Origin of the sequence: Roseburia sp. AM59-24XD (assembly GCF_003478445.1) — a bacterium.
Lineage (GTDB): Bacteria > Bacillota > Clostridia > Lachnospirales > Lachnospiraceae > Jutongia.
The window spans coordinates 87,423-106,030 of the sequence record NZ_QUET01000001.1 but is presented as its reverse complement, the minus strand read 5'-3'; the positions used below and the strand labels follow the sequence as shown (position 1 = coordinate 106,030).

Below are 18,608 nucleotides of genomic sequence, written 5' to 3'. Positions count from 1 at the left end.
CGACCACCGCCTTCCTGTTTATCTCTCATACGATTTCTCCTTTCTGCCGCCGACTGGCTCGCCCTCATCAGGCTCTCCGCCGACAATCTCATTTTCTTTTTTATCCATATTGAGCAGGATATTCAGCTCATCAAGTCTGGCAGTTTTTGCCTCAATTCTTCCTCTTTGGCAAACGGCTTTTCGATTTCCTGCTTCGCTGTTTCAAACTGCTTTTCCATATTTTCAAGGCTGTTTTTCGTATCAGCAAGTGCTTCCTCAAAGCGTTCAATGCCGTTATCTATTCTCACGATATTACCGTGAGCGTCGTCGCCAAGCGGTACATCTCTGCTCGTTTCGCCTTTTAATTTCACAACATAATTACGTTGCACCGTATCAAAATACAGTTCCATTTGAAAGCCACGGTACTCACCAAGTGGTATCGCATCAGGACTGTTCATTGACTTGCAGGCATTGATGATTGCCTGACCTGCTTTGGCTTTTTCGGAATAAGAAACACCCGATACCATCATTCCAAGCGGCTGCTCGTCTATCGGTTTCGGGTGTGATTTTGCTGTTTCAACATCTTTTGTAAGTCCCTCTACACGGGATTTTAAGTAAGCAATCTGTTGTGGATAGAACTTGATGACCTTATCCTCCAGTCCGTATTTCTCCGATAAGAAATTGGATTTTAACATCTTCAGCTTCTGCACCTGAATGTCTAAGTCCATCTTTTCTTTGATATACGGATTGCCTGTTGCAAGCATTTTTATCTCTGCATAGGACAGTGCGGTTTCATCAATGTCCTCTGCCGACCTGACCGGAGATTTGCTCGTCATAATCTGACTTGCGAACTTCTGCTTACCTTCCACAAGCTGATAGAGGTATGCATCAAAGGTCTGCTCTGTTACATAGCGATAAATCTCTACCTGCGGATTTTCATTGCCCTGACGGACAATTCTGCCGGAACGCTGCTCCAAATCTGAAGGTCGCCACGGACAATCCACATCGTGAAGTGCAATAAGTTTGTCTTGCACATTCGTTCCTGCTCCCATCTTCTGAGTAGAGCCAAGAAGCACCCTGACTTCTCCCTTGCGGGTCTTTTGGAACAGTTCTTTTTTCTTCATATCCGTGTCGGCTTCGTGTATGAACTTCACTTCACTTTCAGGAATACCTCTCTCAATCAGCTTCTTTCTGATGTCGTTATAGACGGAAAATGTGCCGTCATTCTTCGGCGTGGAAAGGTCACAAAACACAAGCTGTGCCGATTTCTTGTCGGCATTTTCTTTCCATATCCGATAGATGTTATCGACGCAGGCATTGATTTTACTGCCCTCAAAATCAGGCAGCATATCGTTTAGCATACGCTGGTCAAGAGCCAGTTTTCTTCCGTCATTCGTGATTTTCAGCATATTATCTACGCTTGAATCCACACCGCCGCCACGCACCTGCTCGGCTCTCTCTGCAAGGGAAGCAACCATTTCTTTCTGCATTTCTGACGGCTTTACTGCAATGTTATGGTACTTTGCTTCCGGTACTGGCAGGTTCAACATATCCGCTGTCTTAATGTCCGCTATCTCCTTGAACATCGCCATTAGTTCAGGCAGGTTATAGAATTTTGCGAACCTTGTCTTTGCTCTGTATCCTGTTCCTTCCGGTGTAAGTTCCACTGCCGTAATGGTTTCTCCGAAAGTGGATGCCCAGGCGTCAAAGTGCTGCAACCCATTTTTCACAAGCGTGTTATACTGCAAATATCGCTGTATCGTATAGAGTTCCACCATGCTGTTTGAGATAGGTGTACCCGTTGCAAATACGGTTCCTCGACCTCCGGTAATCTCGTCAAGGTAACGACACTTCATAAAGAGGTCGGAAGATTTCTGTGCTTCCGTCTGTGCGATACCGCCCACATTACGCATTTTTGTATAAAGATAAAGGTTCTTGTAATAATGGCTTTCATCAACAAAAAGCCTGTCTACACCAAGTTCCTCAAAGGTTACAACATCATCTTTTTTCGTCTGGTCATTGAGTTTATCAAGTTTCTGCTTGATAGATTTCTTTGACTTTTCAAGCTGCTTTATGGAGAAGTTTTCCCCTCGGTTTCGCTTGAGTTCTGCAATTCCTCCAGTTATCTCCTCAAGCTGCTGTTCTAAGATTGCCCTCTGTCTTTCAATGGACATCGGGATTTTCTCAAACTGTGAATGTCCGATAATAACGGCGTCATAATCTCCGGTTGCAATCCTGCCGCAGAACTTTTTACGATTCTTGGTTTCAAAATCTTTCTTTGTTGCGACAAGGATATTCGCCGCCGGATAGAGCTGCAAATACTCAGCCGCCCATTGTTCGGTCAAGTGATTTGGTACAACAAACAGTGACTTGTTACAAAGCCCAAGCCTTTTCGACTCCTGTGCTGCCGCTACCATTTCAAAAGTTTTTCCTGCTCCGACTGCGTGTGCAAGAAGTGTATTTCCTCCGTAAAGGATATGAGCAACCGCATTTTTCTGATGTTCCCTGAGTTCAATTTCAGGATTCATACCATTGAAGATGATATGACTTCCATCATACTCACGAGGTCTGACGCTATTGAATTTCTCATTGTAAGATTTGCAAAGCCTTTCCCTTCGTTCAGGGTCAGACCATATCCAGTCCTGAAATTCCTGCTTAATCATTTCCTGCTTCGACTGAGCAATCGCTGTTTCCTTTTTATTTAGGACAGCCTTTTTCTTTCCCTCATCATCTTCGATATAATCAAAGATACGCACATCTTTTAAATTCAGCGTTTCCTCAATAATCTTATAGGCATTGATGCGGGAAGTTCCGTAAGTGTTATATGCCCTTACATTTCCTTTGTCATAGGATTTGCCCTCAATATTCCACTCACTCGTAAATGGAGAGAAGTGAACTTTGATATTCCACTGTGCATAGCGTGGTGTTTCAAGCAAATGAAAGATAAACTCCTGCACATCGTCCGGTGGCAGCCAAGTTGCACCAAGTCGCACGGAAATTTCACTTGCAGTCAGGTCTTTCGGCTGCACCTTTTGAAGTGCTTCCACATTGACCTTATAATCTTCCGGATAGAGTTCTGCCGAGTTCTTTGCAATCTTCAGCTTTTCCCTGACATTACCCGAAAGGTATTCATCAGCCATCAGATACTTCGGTTCGTAAGAATTTCCATACTCATAAAGCGGGTTTAGGAAGATAACACCCTTTAAGTCCTCAAAGATTTCATTCTCCGATTTACCGGAAAGCTCCATCATATAGTCCATATCAATCGTGGCTTTTTCTCCAAGAGATACCGCCAACGCTTCGCTTGCCGTATCAACAGAAGTAACCGGAGTATGCGGCTTAATTGTCCTCTTAGAAAACATATCAGCCTTACGTTCCAGTTCTCCGTCCTCTCCGATTATCTCCAATGCGGAAAGCAAAGAGAATGAACTGTCCTGCGAAAAAGCAGAGGTATTTGCACGGCTGTTAATGAGTCCGTACTTACCTGAAAAGGTATCATAAAGTCTGTTTAATCGCTCCTGCTCCGCTTTGATTTCGCTGTCAGGGTAATCTTCTGTCTGCAATTCAATCAGCGTTCTGACGGAATTTCTAATAGCAATCATACCCTTAATTCGGTTCTCTGCGGTTGCCGACACTTCCACCGGAGTCATACGGGAATTTTCACGATAATAGATTTTATCGTCTACCACCGTATATGAAAAGTTTCTCACTGCCGGGTCTGCCGGAATAGAATTATCTTCCTCCTCCAGTTCTTCCTCGGCTTCATATTCCGTGATTTCTCCGTGAATGTTTGCTACTGCTTCATCAAGCTGTGCTGCAAGGTCTGCATTTTCATACGGCACACAAGTTGCTTCCATACCGAAACGCCCCGATACCATTTTCATTTCTCCGAGTATCATTTCGGGGTGCTGCACAAAATAAGAGTTCATCTTAATTCCGTTCTCATCGGTATCAAGATGAACCCAATCCGGCTCAATATCTATCAGTCTGTCACGCTTTTGCAGGATAAGAATATCCGAAATGACTTCCGTTCCTGCATTACCCTTAAAGGTATTATTCGGCAATCGGATTGCTCCAAGAAGCTCTGCCCTCTGTGCAATATACTTTCGTACTGCTAAAGTTTCCTTATCCATTGTGCCTTTGCTCGTTACAAGTGCCATCACACCGCCGGGTCTTAACTTATCAAGGGACTTGGCAAAAAAGTAATCGTGTATCAGGAACTTATGCTTGTCGTACCTTTTATCCGACACCTTAAAATCTCCAAAAGGCACATTGCCAACCACTCCATCAAAGAAGCTGTCCGGCAGATTGGTTTCTTCAAATCCTTGTGCCGCAATGGTTGTTTTCTGATAAAGCTGCTGTGCAATCCCTGCGGAAATCGTATCAAGTTCCACACCGTAAATCTTACTGTCCTGCATTGTGTCCGGCAGCATACCGATGAAATTACCGATACCGCAGGACGGCTCTAACAAGTTGCCTTCCTTAAAGCCCATCTGCTCCATTGCCTTATAAATGGCTGTGATAACTTCGGGCGGCGTGTAGAACGCAGTCAACGTGCTTTCTCTTGCCGAAGCATATTCCTCCGGTGTTAATACCGAAGAAAGTTCCAGATATTCCGTTGCCCACGCTGAATTATTTTCATCAAAGGCTTCTGAAAGCCCACCCCAACCAACGTACTTTGATAAGATAATCTGTTCTTCAGGAGTGGCAAATCTGTTTTCTTCCTGACATTTTTTTTAGAAGCTGTATCGCCATAATATTTCTGCGGAAGCGTTCCTTTTTACCAACTGTTTCAACCTCATTTTCTTTGAGATTAAAGGTGTGGCGTTCTGCCATAGATACATCAGGGTGCAAGTCAAAGCCTTTGACTTTTTTCTTCTGCTCCCAAGCGGGAACTACCGGCTCAGGCTCTTTATCATAACCGTTTCCTATGCGATACCCCTGATGATACATCTCATCATAGCTGTCAAAACCTGACTGCGAAGCTACTATCTCTCGATAATCTTCAATCGGCATACTGCCCATATTGGTCTGAACTTCTTCCGTTTCATTTCTTTCTTCGGCAGGTTCTTCCTTTACAATCAAATGCTCATTCATCGGATTCTCACGCACTTTTCTGTCAAACTCTGTGCGTGAAAATTCCTTATTGAACAGTGGCATATCATAGTCATAGAGCATTACTCTCTCATCATCAACAGATAAGATTTCGTACTCAGAAGCACCGATATACACCTTATCGCCAAGATGATATTCATATTTCACATCTTGCGATATTTCCGCTTCTTCAGGTTCTTTTTCGGCTAGTTCCTGCTCCGGTGGTGCATTAGAGAGTATCTCACGGTTTCTTTTCGTTTCCTCGATTTTGGCTCTGCGTTCCTCTTGACTTTCAAGCCACTGAGGATAGCGTTCTTTTTCCTTTGGATTTAAGTATCTGCCATTCGGATAAGTTCCCCGATACGTTTCTCCACCTGCGACCACGAAAGCGTGATATGTGGATTTTCTTTACCGATACCTTTCGTAATCGTAATACCTTTTCCATCGTGACTCTCATCAATTCCTGCTCCGATTATTACTGGATAAGAGCCGCCCCAACCGTACTCATTTTTTAAGAAGTCTGCGTTTTCTTTTGCTGAAAGGCTTTTTTCAAACTGCTCATAGATACGCATTTTACCCTCAGAAAATCCGCTTCCATTCGCAAGAACAGCGTCGATAATCTCCTGAGAAAAAGTAAAGGCAGAGGTTTTCTTTTCCTCTGCCCGACCGTCTAATATGAATGTCATCTGACCGTCCATTGACGGTAATGGTTTTATGCTGTCACTTAATTCTCCCAATAATCGCATAGCTTCAAAATGTCGAGCAATAACAGCCCAATCATAAAAACTCTGTGCGGTTCTGCTGTCGTATTTGCCCTCCCACAAATGCAGAACGTTTTCAAAGGTCTTGTACCCTACTGTCCTGCCATCCTCTAAAGTAAGCTCGGTATAATCATTATTGAAAATACTCTTTATATACTCTGTGCGGTCTTTGTTATCAGGATTACGTTCATAATAATCTTTGATTTCTTCCAGACTTGCTGACAAATGTGGTGTCGTTCTGAGAATTTCATTGATTACTTCATCACGTCCAAAAAACGGAAGGCTTTTATCCTCGTGCGTTCTGTCGTAATACTCTAAGCGAATATCACTTCCGCTTTCACGATTTCCTGTGCCGAGCTGCGAAGGGAGTTCATCAGACGAACCCATTTCATCATATCCTCTGCTTTCATCTGTTCGGTCACTCCCTCTTTCTGTGCCATCTGGCTCAGGATTGTTTCCTCCATCTTGCTGGCTCTCTGTTCCACTTCCGCCAAGTGCTGTGTCAATTCTCCCCTCGTCAGGAGATTGTAGTAAAGGACTCTGTGATGTTCCTTCAGAAACTCTCTCCTCATCTGAGCGTATCTGCCCAAAGTCACTTCCGGCTGCTGTGGAAGTTTCAGGTTCGGAAGGCTGTAATCGCCCACCATCGTGTAGGTCAGTTCGTTCATTGTCCAAACTCCTTTCGTCGTTATTTTCAACCTTATTGTATTCATTTCTGTCCTGACCGACAATTATGCGATTTTGACGGTTGAGTACAGTAATTGTTTTAGATACTTCCGTCAATCCCATTTCTGCAATATCACTGGTAGCAAATCCAAGTGCATTGAGTGTTTCCTGCGTATTGAAATTGGTAACATCTCTGAAATCATCAAGTTCAAAATAACCATCCGTATCGATGCCAAGCCTTGACATCATCATATATGCCACACTGTTTGCTACAACATTTTTATAAATGGAAGCTACAATATCCTCTTCCACTTCCTCAAAGGAACTGCCCTCAGTTGCATAGTAAAGGTCTTGCAGATAATCAGGGATATTATCCTCTGCCGCATTTCTTGCTGCTCCCATAATTGCTTCGGCAAGACTGCTCTTATTCTCAATCTCTCCGAAAGTGCTTTCCAATGTTTCAATCACATCAGCTTCGTATTCCTGACGCATATCCCAAATCGGGACTGTTCTTGAATATCTGCTTTCGTGAGTATCTGAAATGTCAAAGTAATGTGTCAGTCTTTGCCGTGAACGGTTTTCATCAGCAAAAACAGCAATACCTCTTGCACCTCGGTTGACCCATCTGCCAAAAATTTTGTTCCACTGCTCTATCTCAAGAACTGCTGTTGCATCAGGTCGCTGTGCATATACAAGAAGCTGTTCGTCATAACGTAACTTATAATTTCGGCAAGCCGAAGCTAAGAATGCCTGCCAGTTCTGAGGATTTGACACAACCGTTTTGCAGGTGCGGTTGTAAAGCTCAGAAATAAGGTCATATTTTCGTGCCATTACTCTTGCACCTCCTTATCGCTGTTTTTCTCTGTTTCTTGTCTTGTTTTTTGACGGTTCGGATTGATTGACAGGTTCAACTTTACTTCCACTAAGCTCCATTTTTTCAGCAAACTCGCATATATGATAGCAGCAATTTCCGACATACAAATGGTAGTCATCAATATACTTGCACACTCTGTCTGCTGTGTGTCCATCACGAAAAGTAATCCTGATTTTTCCACCATCGGGAATATAGAATTTTAAATTGTAATGACTGTCTATAAATCGAATTTGCTTTTCCTGCGGCTCTGCTCTATTCTCCTGTTGCTTCATTTTCCTTACCTCTCATTTTTGTTGCTTCATCAGAACCGCCGCCCAAATACGAAAAGAGTTTACCGGACTTTGTATTCTTCTGAAGCTCCATAATCACACCCATATCAGGAATCGTGATATTCGGGATTTTCAGGATTGCTTCCATATCAAGCTGCTGCAACTTTTTCTCCGTATCACAACCGGAGTCAAAGAGTTTATTCAGCACCTTGACCTTATTCTGAAAAGTTGCTTTGTCTTTCACGAAAACACCTCCTTAGTTAATGTTGATTACAATAGAAATACTGCCGCTCTGTTCTTCTTTCTGCGGATTACGTGAATACTCAGGAAAAATGGACTGTACTCTCTGCCTTGCCCTGCGTATGGTTTCAAAACAAGGAAGTCCGTATGCTCGGTAATTAAATACAATATCCTCAAGCGGAAGATTTCCGGCAGGTATATATCCGTACCGATTGTAATAATGCAGAATGAGAAGCATATCATCATACCTCGACATCGGGCATTCCTTTAATATTTCAAGCACTCGGCTCTCCACCGTTTTCTGTTGTTTCATAATGTCCCTCCAAAAATTAAAGGGACAGAGTTTTTACGCTCTGCCCCGACTGGTTAATGTTCGCTTGTTACTTACTTCTTACGGTTTTTAACCTGAAGAAAGATAAAGCCGCCGACAATAACGGCAACTAATGCGATAGCGATAATTGTCTTTGCTTCCATTACTCGTTACCCTCCTTTTTCTTCTTTTTGTGTGCAACAACAGAAGTTACGGCGATACCGACAGCAGAAAGTCCGGCAAGGACATACCAAAGTTTCATATTGGTATCATCTCCTGTTTTCGGAGTATCCCTCAACTCATTGTGCATTTTTACAACGGCTGTTTCATCAAGTTTGATAGTAACATTCTGGTCGGCAGGTGTGATATATGCGGCAGAGGCATTGTTTGCCACTTCGGATACGGTATATTCGCCAATACGAAGTCCATCAATCACAATTTCGCCGTTCTTATCTGTTTCAAATGTCATATCATAACCGTTTGCTCCGGTTACTCTGAACGCAAAACCTTTAACCTTACCATCTGAAGATGTCTTGACGATTTTCAGTGTTCCACGCATAGCTTCATTGATAAATCCAACACCAGCCTTATTCTCAACGGAATAAGTTGTTTCGTCTTTCTCAATGAAAACAGAGTATTCTCCCTTATCAAGCAGGAAGCCCTCCGGTGCTTTTGTTTCACGGACAATATATTTTCCGTAAAGCAGCTCTTTCATCTCATAAATTCCGGTTTCAGTTTCTTCAAGATTTCCGATAAGTTCATCTCCATCATCAATCTTTCCGTTCTCATTGGTGTCCTTATATACCTCAAAGGTTGCACCCGTAAGCTTGTTGTCCGGATATTCAGCATCCACCTTCGCGAGTATGATATTGCCGTGAACATACTCATTGATAATCTCAATTTCAACTACCTGCTCGGCTTTGCTGATATTGACCTCATACGCTTTTTCATCAAGAACAAATCCCTTTGGCTGCTCGATTTCTCTTACAATCCATTTGCCATAAGGAACTTTTGCAAAAGAAAAACTACCGTCTTTTGCAGAGGTAGTCGTCATAAGTGCAGTATCCTTTGTAAATTCTGTTTCTTCGGCTTTGAAGATACCGATAACAGCACCCTCAAGTGCTTCTCCATTCTCGTCAATCTTCTTACCTGATACAGAACCATAGATAAGTTCATTCTTGATTTCTTTTCCGTCATTCACTTTGATTTCAACCGTTGCGGTATCCTGACCTGCGTATTCAAATACAACCGGATACTTCGTATCAGAGAGAATATAATGCTCATCGGTTGCAATCTCTTTGACATAGTATTTGCCAAACGGAAGGTCTGACTTCATAACAGCAATTCCATTTTCATTTACGCTGACAATCTCAATCAGTCCATCAGCCGGAATAACTGTACCGCTTGTAGATACAATATCTTCTGCGGCATAAAGACCAAAGCTGATGTTTTTGATTTCTCCGTTGTCGCCAATACCAAATGTCTTATCCTTTTCAATGACTTTTGCAAGGCTTACCTGCACTTTCTGTCTTTCGTTATAGAATGATGTGGAAGTTTCGGTAACAGAGATATTCTGACCTGCGTAAGTAAGCTCAACCGTATGTGTTTCGCCACTCACTACCATTCCATAAGGTGCGGTAATTTCCTTGACCTCGTATTTTCCGAGATAAAGTTCTTTGCTCTTCACAAATCCATCGGAGCTTGTTGTGATAGTATCTACCACTTCGCCCTTTGAAAAGCGGAGTGTACCGTCCGGTGTACTAATATCTTCCGCAGCACGGACTTCATAAACTGCACCCTCAAGTCCTGCCACTTCATAAACAGGCTGATAAATAACATCACTGTCCTCAGAACCACTTACATTGACACCACTAAATACTTCTCCAGTCTTTTCAACCGTGATAGTACCTTTCTGTGCCATATTCGGCTTATTGACTTTCACAACAGTTACGCCGCCTTCCTCTGTGGAATTTTCTTCGGTAATATCAAAATATACCGGAGTATCATCAAGTACATACCCGTATGGAGCTTGTACCTCTACGATAGAATATCCCTTGCCGTAATCCAGTTTCTCAGGTGTTACAAGAGAACCATTTGCGTCGGTATAGAACACATCAATCGTGGTTGGTGTCGGATAAGTAAAGGTCATTTTGACCTGATTGCCCTGCGGGTCGTAAATCTTAAATCCTGCTCCTGCATACGGAATACTCTTTCCGCTTTCTGCGTCCACCTTGACTACATTGACAAAGCTCTCAAAGTTACGGTTATTGATAAGATAACGATACGTCTGTGCGTTCTGTGAAATGAACACATCAAAATCGTCCATCATCTCTCTGCCTTCCCAACCAGAAGTCTGGTGTACGGTATAAATACCATACGGCATATCTTTTGTCTGACCGAAGCCATTTTCATCGCAAACGATAGTATCTCTCTCGTCTTTATTGGCTGCGTCATAGCTTCCAGCAGATTTCAAATAAATCTCAAAGGAAGCACCCTTTTCAGGAGTTTCAATCTTTGTTTCTCCATCATCAGTGTGTTTAATGATAGCCACGTTACCTTTGATTACCTGCTCGGTTACATCATTGGAAGTAAGGTTGTGTTCCACCTCATAAAGTTTCGGGTCTGCACCTACTTCATGGATAGTCTTATCAAGCAAATATCCCTCTGACGGTGTAATTTCTCGGATTGTCCAGTCGGTATCACAAACATATTCTTTGGTAGTGAACTGACCGTTTTCATCAGTAACATACTTATCTACAAGCGTTTCGCCCTTATAGATACCATAAACTGCTCCCGAAAGTTTGGCATTTCCCTGTGCTTCGCCTTTCTCAGCGTCGCTCTTTGTTACTGTTACAGTAAATTTCTTCAAAATGTTATTGAAGTTTCTTGTGGTTACTTCTTTCCACTTCACTGGTGCAGTCTGATTTTTTGGCACAACATAACGGATAGCTGTGTCCACTTCCTCAAGAGTATATGGTTCAGAACCACTGATAAGCACATCTTTGAAAGTTGCCACACCGTCTTTATCCGTAACTGCATACTGGTCAACAGCATCACCGGAAAGAGAAGTACCGAAAAGATGGAACTTCACACCTTCAACAAGGTTATCTTCCGAGGACTTCACTACCTGAAGGTCGCCACGCTTCAATTTGTTATTGAAAGTGACCTTTGCAATCTGTCCTGCTACAACAGTAACTCTATGTGTTTCCTGCGGCTCGTACTTATCGTATGCCTGCTCGGTTACAGTATAGATACCCGGCATAAGGTTATCAATCTGGAACTTACCGCCATTAGCTGTTGTAACTGTCTGATTGATACCGTTTCCGGTAATCGTGAAGTTGATACCGTCAACCTTGCCGTCCTCACTGGTCTTTACAATCTGACAAGAACCATAGCTGACTTTCATCTTCACATAACCGTTGATACTGTCGCTTACTTCCTGAGCATAGCTGACAACATCCTGCACACTGGAGTTCTGACCGTGTTTGCCCTCTGACCATACAACCACACCTCTGCGGACTGCATTTTTCTTCGTTGCGGTAATGGTAAATTCCTTACTCGGTGCAGTATCCATAGAAACAGTAAGTTTGTTACCATTCACTGAAAAGCTCACTCCACTGATACTTGCCTTGAAATTATACTTGGACAGCACATTGTTTGAGTCTGTCAGGGTAGTGGTGTACTTGCTTCCGTTCCACTCAAGTTCTATTGTCTTTGCCGAACCGGATGATTTATTACAAAAGCTCGGTATGGTCGCATGGTTCTGTACACTCTGCACCATACTGTTGTAATAACTGAAAATCTTATTGCGGAGCGGATGCTTTGCATTGATGACATCTTTCACATTGCTGCAACCACTGGCTGCTACATGATTGAAGTTTGCATCACGCTCTCCGATAACAGTTTCCCAGATAAGAAGCTGTGTAGCATAAGCCTGTGCAATGCTGTTTGCTGCCGCTTCATTCTGTGACCTCCAAGAAGTCGAGATTGTCCCACGATAGCCATACTGTAAAATACGACCAACGAAAAGACGGATTTCATCTCCGGAAATAACCCCGTTGGATGCAAGGTTATTAAAATAATTTTCGTCATACTTATTCATTGTCTGACCGACCTTGAGCGAAATTCCCGGCTCAATACAATAAGCAACATTGCCTGAGTATGAGCCAATAGCCTTAAGATTGGTAAAATTGGAACGTCCGGTATGCCAACCATTTTTCAAGGTCAAATTGCTGTGTCCCCATACCCCATCGTAATTAGCATCGCCATCACGAGGAAAATCGACCATATAGACATCGGCTTTTTCTCCCGAAGCAGCATATGCTGTTGTCGAGCCAATGCCTGCAAAAGTGGTCACACACATAAGGGTCGCCAAGAAAAGCGACGTGACTCTTTTGAATTTTGACTTTATCATTGCGTTTCCTCCTGTAAAATTGAAAAACACACCGTATCTCTACGATGTGCCTTTGTGGATTTTCTCTTACGACAAGATTTACCTGCCGAAAAACAAATGCGGATTTTTCGTTAATTTTTCATTTTACCATACACCTCCAGTCCGTTCATATTGTGCGATTCCCCCCTTAGAGATAGACATATACTTTGAGATAGTTATATTCAAGTGAGATAGTATATATCATTTTCGGTAGGTAGAAGTATAACTAAGGGGTTAGAGTGTGAGAAAGGGGAACTGTAAATCAGGCTATCTGCTGTCACGCTCTGCACGGTTACGCAAAAACTTGTTGTAATGCTCCAATGCTTTGCAGACAAAATCCTCCGTCTGACTGACGGGAATATTTTTCGGGATAAGCTGTCTTACTCTGTCGCCCCTCAACACGATTTTTTCCTTTTGGTTCGGCTTTTCCTCAGACATAACAGCGTGGATTGCTTCGGTTGTAAGGTTGCCCTCGTTGAATAACTTTCGCATACGGATTGTCTGGTCGTGTGACGGGGTTGCGTCATTCAGGTCGATTTCGTCAACCACATCACGCTGGCAATCTTCATCAAGATAGGAAAGTTCTACGGCAGGACGCATTTTAATACGCCCCTCGTCAACAAATTCAAGCAGTTCAGGAACAAGGTTTGTCAGACGAATATAACGACGAACTTGCGTTTGACTGTCGCCCGATTGTTCTCCGATTATTTGAGCAGTTTCTTTGCCATCCGACTTCCGACCCAGTGGGTTGGAAGTTAAATCTGTTCTTTTCCCTTGTCTGCTTAATGCTTCCAAACGCATTTTATAGGCAAAGGCTTTTTCACTCGGCAATATCTCTGACCTCTGGAAATTACTTTCAACCATTAAAATGGTCGCTTCATCTCTGTTCAGGTCTACAATCTCACTTCTCAGGGTTTCAAATCCTGCCAGTTCACACGCTCGCTTTCGTCTGTGTCCTGAAACAAGTTCGTATCTGCCGTCCTCTTTCTGCCTTACCGTTGCCGGAGTAATAACCCCTCTTTCCTTGACACTCTCCACAAGCTGCATCATATCTTCATCGTCCCTGACCTTAAACGGGTGGTCGGGAAAATCATCAATCAGCTCCAATGGAATATCTCGGATTTTTGAAAGCTGTTCTTCATCTCTCTGTGCCTGCGTGGTAAATAAATCATCGAGCTTCGTGAGAGTGAAGTCGCTCTTTCTTCCTGCCATCGGCTAACACCTCCTTTGTAAATTCAGCGTATGCCTTAGACACTGTGCTGTTTGGCTCATAAGCATAAATGCTCTTGCCTTTGGAAGAAGTTTCAGCAGCTTTCACGGCAATCGGGATTTGTGTTCGATACATTCTTATCTGATTACCGAAATTCGCCCTGAGTGCTTCTACCGTACTCTTTGCAAGGTTTGTTCGGCTATCCACCAAAGTAAGCAGCATACCGTCTATCTTAATATCCGGATTGATATACTTCTTTACTTTTGAAATGGTCTGCACAAGCTGTGTCATACCCTTTGCAGGCAAATACTGAGCCTGAACTGGAATGATAACACTGTCTGCCGCCGATAAAGCATTGAGAGTAACCATACCAAGTGAAGGCATACAGTCTATAATTACATAATCATATCTGTTCTTCACTTGACTCAGATAATTCTTGAGTGTAGTTTCTCTGCTCATTGCGTTCACAAGGTTAAATTCCATTGCTGAAAGCTCAAGGTTTGCCGGAACAAGGTCAACACCTTCTTCGTGATGCAGGATACCAACCATAGGGTCTGTCATCGTTTCATTGATTACATCTGTGAGTTTCGTTGCAAGCGTGATACCCAAGCCGTCTGTATCCTGCCAACCAAGACAAGTCGTTAAATCTCCCTGCGGGTCTGCGTCAATAAGCAATACTTTCTTGCCCTGCATTGCAAGCCCGACTCCAAGATTAACTGTTGTGGTGGTTTTTCCGACTCCGCCTTTCTGGTTACATACGGAAATCGTTTTGCAGTTTGACACTTCTTTTTGCCCTCCTTTCTGAAAATTCATAGCCACCGCATTATGGCTATGTACCTGACCGACTCATTTCCTAATCGGTCATAGCAATATTTGTTCTCAACACCCCTTGCCAAGCAAAATGCTTATGGGAAGTCACTAAGGAACAGACTGCTTATCTGTATCATAGGATTCTAACCTCTGCCGGGTACTCCGCCAGCTCCGTAGAGAAGTATCATTATCATTCTGACTGTCATCGCCATATCAGGAGCAACCTGATACTCATAACCGGAGTTCTCGCTATTCTGAAATACAGAAATCACGGCGTACCTGCTAAAGTGGCTATCATCAGAAATAAAGTCTTAGTGAATGACTTATTCAATTTTCAAGCGAAAAGGCTTCCGTTTTTGCTATCCGGAATGAACCCCTTCACTCATTTGGACAAAGGGGTATGAAATGCACACCCAAAATCTCCGCTTTTCCAAAAATATTTCAAAAAAATTTTTGGAAATTAAAAAAGCCGCCTGCTCCGGTTAGGAAACAGACGGCAAAACACGTTCTAAATGTATTCAATTTTCTTTTTCTTTTTCTTTGCTTCAAGCACTTTGCAGAGGACATCATCTACTGCATCGGTGTATCGTCCCTGAGCTGCTAAATTGTTCTTCAGTTCAATGAGCGATTGTATCACTCGGCTTCGTTCTTCTTCATTTAAGTATAGATGATAGTTTTTTTCTCTCATTGGCTGTCCCTCCATCTTTCAAATGTATTTTTGATTATCTCCACATCTTCCTCGGTATCAGAAGAAATAAATATATGTACGTTCTGAAAAGCTTTCTTTAAATTATTGGCATAATCCAATTCTGTGCCTTTCATCGGCAGCTTAATCAGCCTTATTCCTCTTTGCTTGCACATATATGCTTTCATTATTTCTAAATTCTCATCGGCACTTCCTGACTCAATAGCCAACTTTTCTGAAGGTATGTATGTTTCAAGCGGAACTCCAAGCAATCGGTCAGAACCAAGTTCTGCTTTCAAGCCTTTCTTATTAGAATAATAGCTGACAGCCAAAGCAGGAAATAGAGACAAATACTCCTGCTCACAAATTCGACAGCCTTTCTTCAATATCGTTCTTTCATTTATCTTCATACTCCATGAATGACCGTGCCTGCATTTCCACCACGCTCTCTTTGCTGAAGTTCGTGATACCTCTGTCGGCTTCAATTTATTCTGTTCATAATCCCATTCACTGAGAAGCTGACTGTCCGTTGTCGCCAAATCATTATATCCGGCAAGGACTTCTCTCTCCGCACAAACGGGGCATACCGTCCCTTTCACACGGGCATTGATAATTGATTTCCACTCGTTACCGCATTTACTACACCTCCACCAGACATTTTTTCTCGCCTTTGCATTTACTTCATCAGGCTTCAATGGCAAGTTCTTCTCCGACCACTCCGAAGCAATTTTAGGGTGTGTTGTCTGCAAATCGTTAAACCCTTTCATGAATATGTACCCACTGCAATACGGGCATTTGCTCCCACCGGAACGGGTAGAAATAAGGGTGTTCCACTCTCTGCCGCAATCCTTACACTTCCACCAAGCCTTACGATTGGCAAAGACCGTAACCTGAGTTGGAAGTAACGGATAATTTCTGTCCGACCACTCTGCTGCTATATCCGGCAGAAGTGTTGCAAGGTCATTAAATCCTGCCAACACTTTGTTATGGGAGCAATACGGGCAATCTGTTTTATTTATTGTCCTGCTCTTAACGGCTGCTTCCCACTCGTGACCTTTCTCGCATCTCCAAATCACTTTCTTATGAGAGCCAATAGAAACCTCTGTCGGTTTTATCTTATTCTTTTTCGACCACTGCTTTACCAATAGTGGCTCTAATGTCGCCAAATCGTTAATACCTGCAATCACTCTCGCACCGGAACATATCGGACATTTCTCTCCATTAGAACGAGCCTTAACGCTTGCCTGCCATTCATGACCGCAAGCACCTCTCCACCATACTTTTTTATTTGAACCGAAAGTAATGTCATCAGGCGTAAGCGTTAAATTCTTTTCCGACCACTCCGAAACAAGCTCCGGGTGTACTTCTGCTAAACTGTTATTCATAGCCAAACCTCAACCTCCTTGTGCTTAGAGTATATGAAGTTTTGGCTTTATCTTGTAGTTTGCGAATATCCGTATAAATAGAAAAGCCCTTTGAGAAAGGGATTTCTCCTCTCTCAAAGGGCAAGTTGGCAAACTGGAAGTTATAGTGCAATCTTTTTCCATTTTCTAATCTTGGTTCTAAAGGTTCCGAACGGAGCAACTGTATTAACATGTATGAATTTGTATACTTCCCAGACAGCTGTTTTAGTTGCTTCGTCAGCCCATTTTCTCATATGTGGTTTAAATAATTCTTCCTCACTCAGAGAATCAATCATTACATAAATAGAGTTGATATTCTCATTCAATCTGTCTTTCAATTCTTGCAGTGACAGCTGAGCATATGTATCTGTGAACCATTGATATAATTCGCCAAGCTGATTCCACTTAAAATTATCCGAAGGAGTTTTGACAGGAATACCCTTTCTTTCGTCTGATTCCCATTTAATAACAAGAGTTGTCCAGCCAACCTGATAAGCAAGATTTTCTGCCGGAGTTCGATCGACCTCATCAATTCTCTTATCTTTTAAATGCTCCGGAATATCATTAAATTCTGAAATATACTTTGCAAAGCTTTTATTTATCTCGTTTTTAAGCTCGTCTTTATTCTCATATGTTCTCAATAGTCTATCTCCTCAGCTTCCGATTTTCCAGTTTCAAAAAAAGGATTTTTCAAATTAGTCTTTGCAAATAACCTTTGAACCTTCACCATCAATTACAATTCCCTGATGGTTGTTAATAGGGCATAGATTCAAATCCGAAAATTCAGTCATTATTTTCTCGGTAACTTTCTTAAATGGTGCTGTAAGATAATGCGGAAGAACATAGAAATCAATCAAATCAAGCCCTGCATCATCTTCTTGTGAGTAGTCCTCCGGCTTTTCATCCATTTGCTCGATATATTGGATGCTTGGAGCGCATATAATCGCACCTGCCGATTCACCAATCATCAGTCTTCCCTTTGCCAATTCTTTTTTCACCAGCTCATCCGTTCCCGTTTTACGGAGCTGGTCTATAAGGAAAAAAGAATTTCCGCCGGTAAAATATATCACATCCGCATCTTCAAAAACAGACTGTATCGTTGAATAAGCCTCCGTTGAAATATCAATTTCAGTTACGATTGCTCCCAACTTTTTGAATAATTTTCGAGCCGAGCCGACATAACCGGTGTAGCCTTCACGCAGCGAAGCTGTTGGAATAAATGCGACTTTTTTATTTTCAATTTCTTCCTTTATCAGACTTCCTACACTTGAAAAGTGCGAACATAAAAACAGTTTCATCAATATTCTCCTTTATATATAAATTCTAATTTTCCAATTTAACAAACTTGAATTTGTAAATATCATTTTACATTTTTATATGAAATCACAATATGACTTGGTGCAAATAATACTGATGCAATAATCAATAGCACTGACCTACTCATAATCCCACTAAATAAGAACAACATTGAAGGAATAATAGAAAGTGCTAATGCTCTGAAAACGCTGTTTTTCTTAAAACATATAATCCAAATAGCGCAATAAAGCATTACCAATATGGTATCTACAATCAGATATAGTGCAAATGCTTCGTCAGACCACCACCCGAACCAAGTTCCCGGAATATTGATTATCATGAATCCGAAACAACCCAATCTCCCTACTTGTTCTGTGACCTCAACATATTTATTGTTCCACTTATTATCAAATCCATCTTTGCACTTAATCGCAAATACAACATTGGGTATCATAATGACTGCAATAAAAATCAGCCCAAAAACATTAAACCATTCCATATTATCTACCATCTCAAACTCTGATTTGTATTTCTGTTTGTTTTAAAAATGGGCAACTCCGATTGGAATTGCCCACTCAT

Annotated in this window: 12 protein-coding genes and 1 pseudogene; all 13 read right to left on the bottom strand. The window is 42.2% G+C overall.

Translation table 11 applies throughout. The annotated features are described in order from the left end of the window. Nucleotides 1-18 precede the first annotated feature (18 nt). Nucleotides 19-7,331 (bottom strand): annotated as a pseudogene (locus tag DXA20_RS18565) (N-6 DNA methylase). Between the two features lie 15 nt (nucleotides 7,332-7,346). Continuing rightward, nucleotides 7,347-7,646 (bottom strand): hypothetical protein, encoded by a 300-nt coding sequence (locus DXA20_RS00440; protein WP_015512771.1) that lies wholly within the window; start codon nucleotides 7,644-7,646, stop codon nucleotides 7,347-7,349. Then, entirely contained in the window at nucleotides 7,627-7,887 is a 261-nt protein-coding gene (locus DXA20_RS00435) for a hypothetical protein (protein ID WP_023920501.1), read from the bottom strand. Before DXA20_RS00435 ends, DXA20_RS00440 begins: the two co-directional genes overlap by 20 nt. A gap of 12 nt (nucleotides 7,888-7,899) precedes the next feature. Then, nucleotides 7,900-8,196, bottom strand: coding sequence for a hypothetical protein (locus DXA20_RS00430; RefSeq protein WP_118558917.1), 297 nt, complete (start codon nucleotides 8,194-8,196; stop codon nucleotides 7,900-7,902). Nucleotides 8,197-8,356: 160 nt separating this feature from the next. Further along, a complete protein-coding gene (locus DXA20_RS00425; RefSeq protein WP_118558916.1) occupies nucleotides 8,357-12,607 on the bottom strand; it encodes a SpaA isopeptide-forming pilin-related protein in 4,251 nt (1,416 codons plus the stop codon). Between the two features lie 285 nt (nucleotides 12,608-12,892). After that, nucleotides 12,893-13,837: a ParB/RepB/Spo0J family partition protein gene (locus tag DXA20_RS00420; RefSeq protein ID WP_117825218.1), complete on the bottom strand. Its 945-nt coding sequence runs from the start codon at nucleotides 13,835-13,837 to the stop codon at nucleotides 12,893-12,895. After that, nucleotides 13,794-14,618, bottom strand: a complete 825-nt coding sequence (locus tag DXA20_RS00415) for a ParA family protein (protein ID WP_054754259.1) — start codon at nucleotides 14,616-14,618, stop codon at nucleotides 13,794-13,796. The genes DXA20_RS00420 and DXA20_RS00415 overlap by 44 nt, the downstream gene beginning before the upstream one ends. A gap of 170 nt (nucleotides 14,619-14,788) precedes the next feature. Then, nucleotides 14,789-14,917, bottom strand: coding sequence for a hypothetical protein (locus tag DXA20_RS17020; protein ID WP_255601781.1), 129 nt, complete (start codon nucleotides 14,915-14,917; stop codon nucleotides 14,789-14,791). A gap of 236 nt (nucleotides 14,918-15,153) precedes the next feature. After that, entirely contained in the window at nucleotides 15,154-15,333 is a 180-nt protein-coding gene (locus DXA20_RS00410; RefSeq protein WP_118558915.1) for a hypothetical protein, read from the bottom strand. Beyond that, on the bottom strand, nucleotides 15,330-16,715 hold the full coding sequence (locus tag DXA20_RS00405) for a zinc-ribbon domain-containing protein (protein ID WP_118558914.1): 1,386 nt from the start codon (nucleotides 16,713-16,715) through the stop codon (nucleotides 15,330-15,332). The genes DXA20_RS00410 and DXA20_RS00405 overlap by 4 nt, the downstream gene beginning before the upstream one ends. A gap of 140 nt (nucleotides 16,716-16,855) precedes the next feature. After that, nucleotides 16,856-17,374: a ClbS/DfsB family four-helix bundle protein gene (locus tag DXA20_RS00400; RefSeq protein ID WP_055264514.1), complete on the bottom strand. Its 519-nt coding sequence runs from the start codon at nucleotides 17,372-17,374 to the stop codon at nucleotides 16,856-16,858. Between the two features lie 54 nt (nucleotides 17,375-17,428). Beyond that, complete coding sequence (locus DXA20_RS00395) at nucleotides 17,429-18,031, bottom strand: Type 1 glutamine amidotransferase-like domain-containing protein (RefSeq protein ID WP_118558913.1); 603 nt, start codon at nucleotides 18,029-18,031, stop codon at nucleotides 17,429-17,431. A gap of 62 nt (nucleotides 18,032-18,093) precedes the next feature. Continuing rightward, the gene (locus tag DXA20_RS00390) at nucleotides 18,094-18,528 is read right to left on the bottom strand and encodes a hypothetical protein (RefSeq protein ID WP_144123350.1); all 435 of its coding nucleotides are present in this window, start codon (nucleotides 18,526-18,528) and stop codon (nucleotides 18,094-18,096) included. Nucleotides 18,529-18,608 lie beyond the last annotated feature (80 nt).

Coding starts and splice junctions, on each gene's coding strand:
- DXA20_RS00410 (WP_118558915.1), bottom strand. CDS start 15,333: ATGAGAGAAAAAAACTATCATCTATACTTAAATGAAGAAGAACGAAGC.
- DXA20_RS00425 (WP_118558916.1), bottom strand. CDS start 12,607: ATGATAAAGTCAAAATTCAAAAGAGTCACGTCGCTTTTCTTGGCGACC.
- DXA20_RS00420 (WP_117825218.1), bottom strand. CDS start 13,837: ATGGCAGGAAGAAAGAGCGACTTCACTCTCACGAAGCTCGATGATTTA.
- DXA20_RS00395 (WP_118558913.1), bottom strand. CDS start 18,031: ATGAAACTGTTTTTATGTTCGCACTTTTCAAGTGTAGGAAGTCTGATA.
- DXA20_RS00430 (WP_118558917.1), bottom strand. CDS start 8,196: ATGAAACAACAGAAAACGGTGGAGAGCCGAGTGCTTGAAATATTAAAG.
- DXA20_RS00440 (WP_015512771.1), bottom strand. CDS start 7,646: ATGAAGCAACAGGAGAATAGAGCAGAGCCGCAGGAAAAGCAAATTCGA.
- DXA20_RS00405 (WP_118558914.1), bottom strand. CDS start 16,715: ATGAATAACAGTTTAGCAGAAGTACACCCGGAGCTTGTTTCGGAGTGG.
- DXA20_RS00390 (WP_144123350.1), bottom strand. CDS start 18,528: ATGGAATGGTTTAATGTTTTTGGGCTGATTTTTATTGCAGTCATTATG.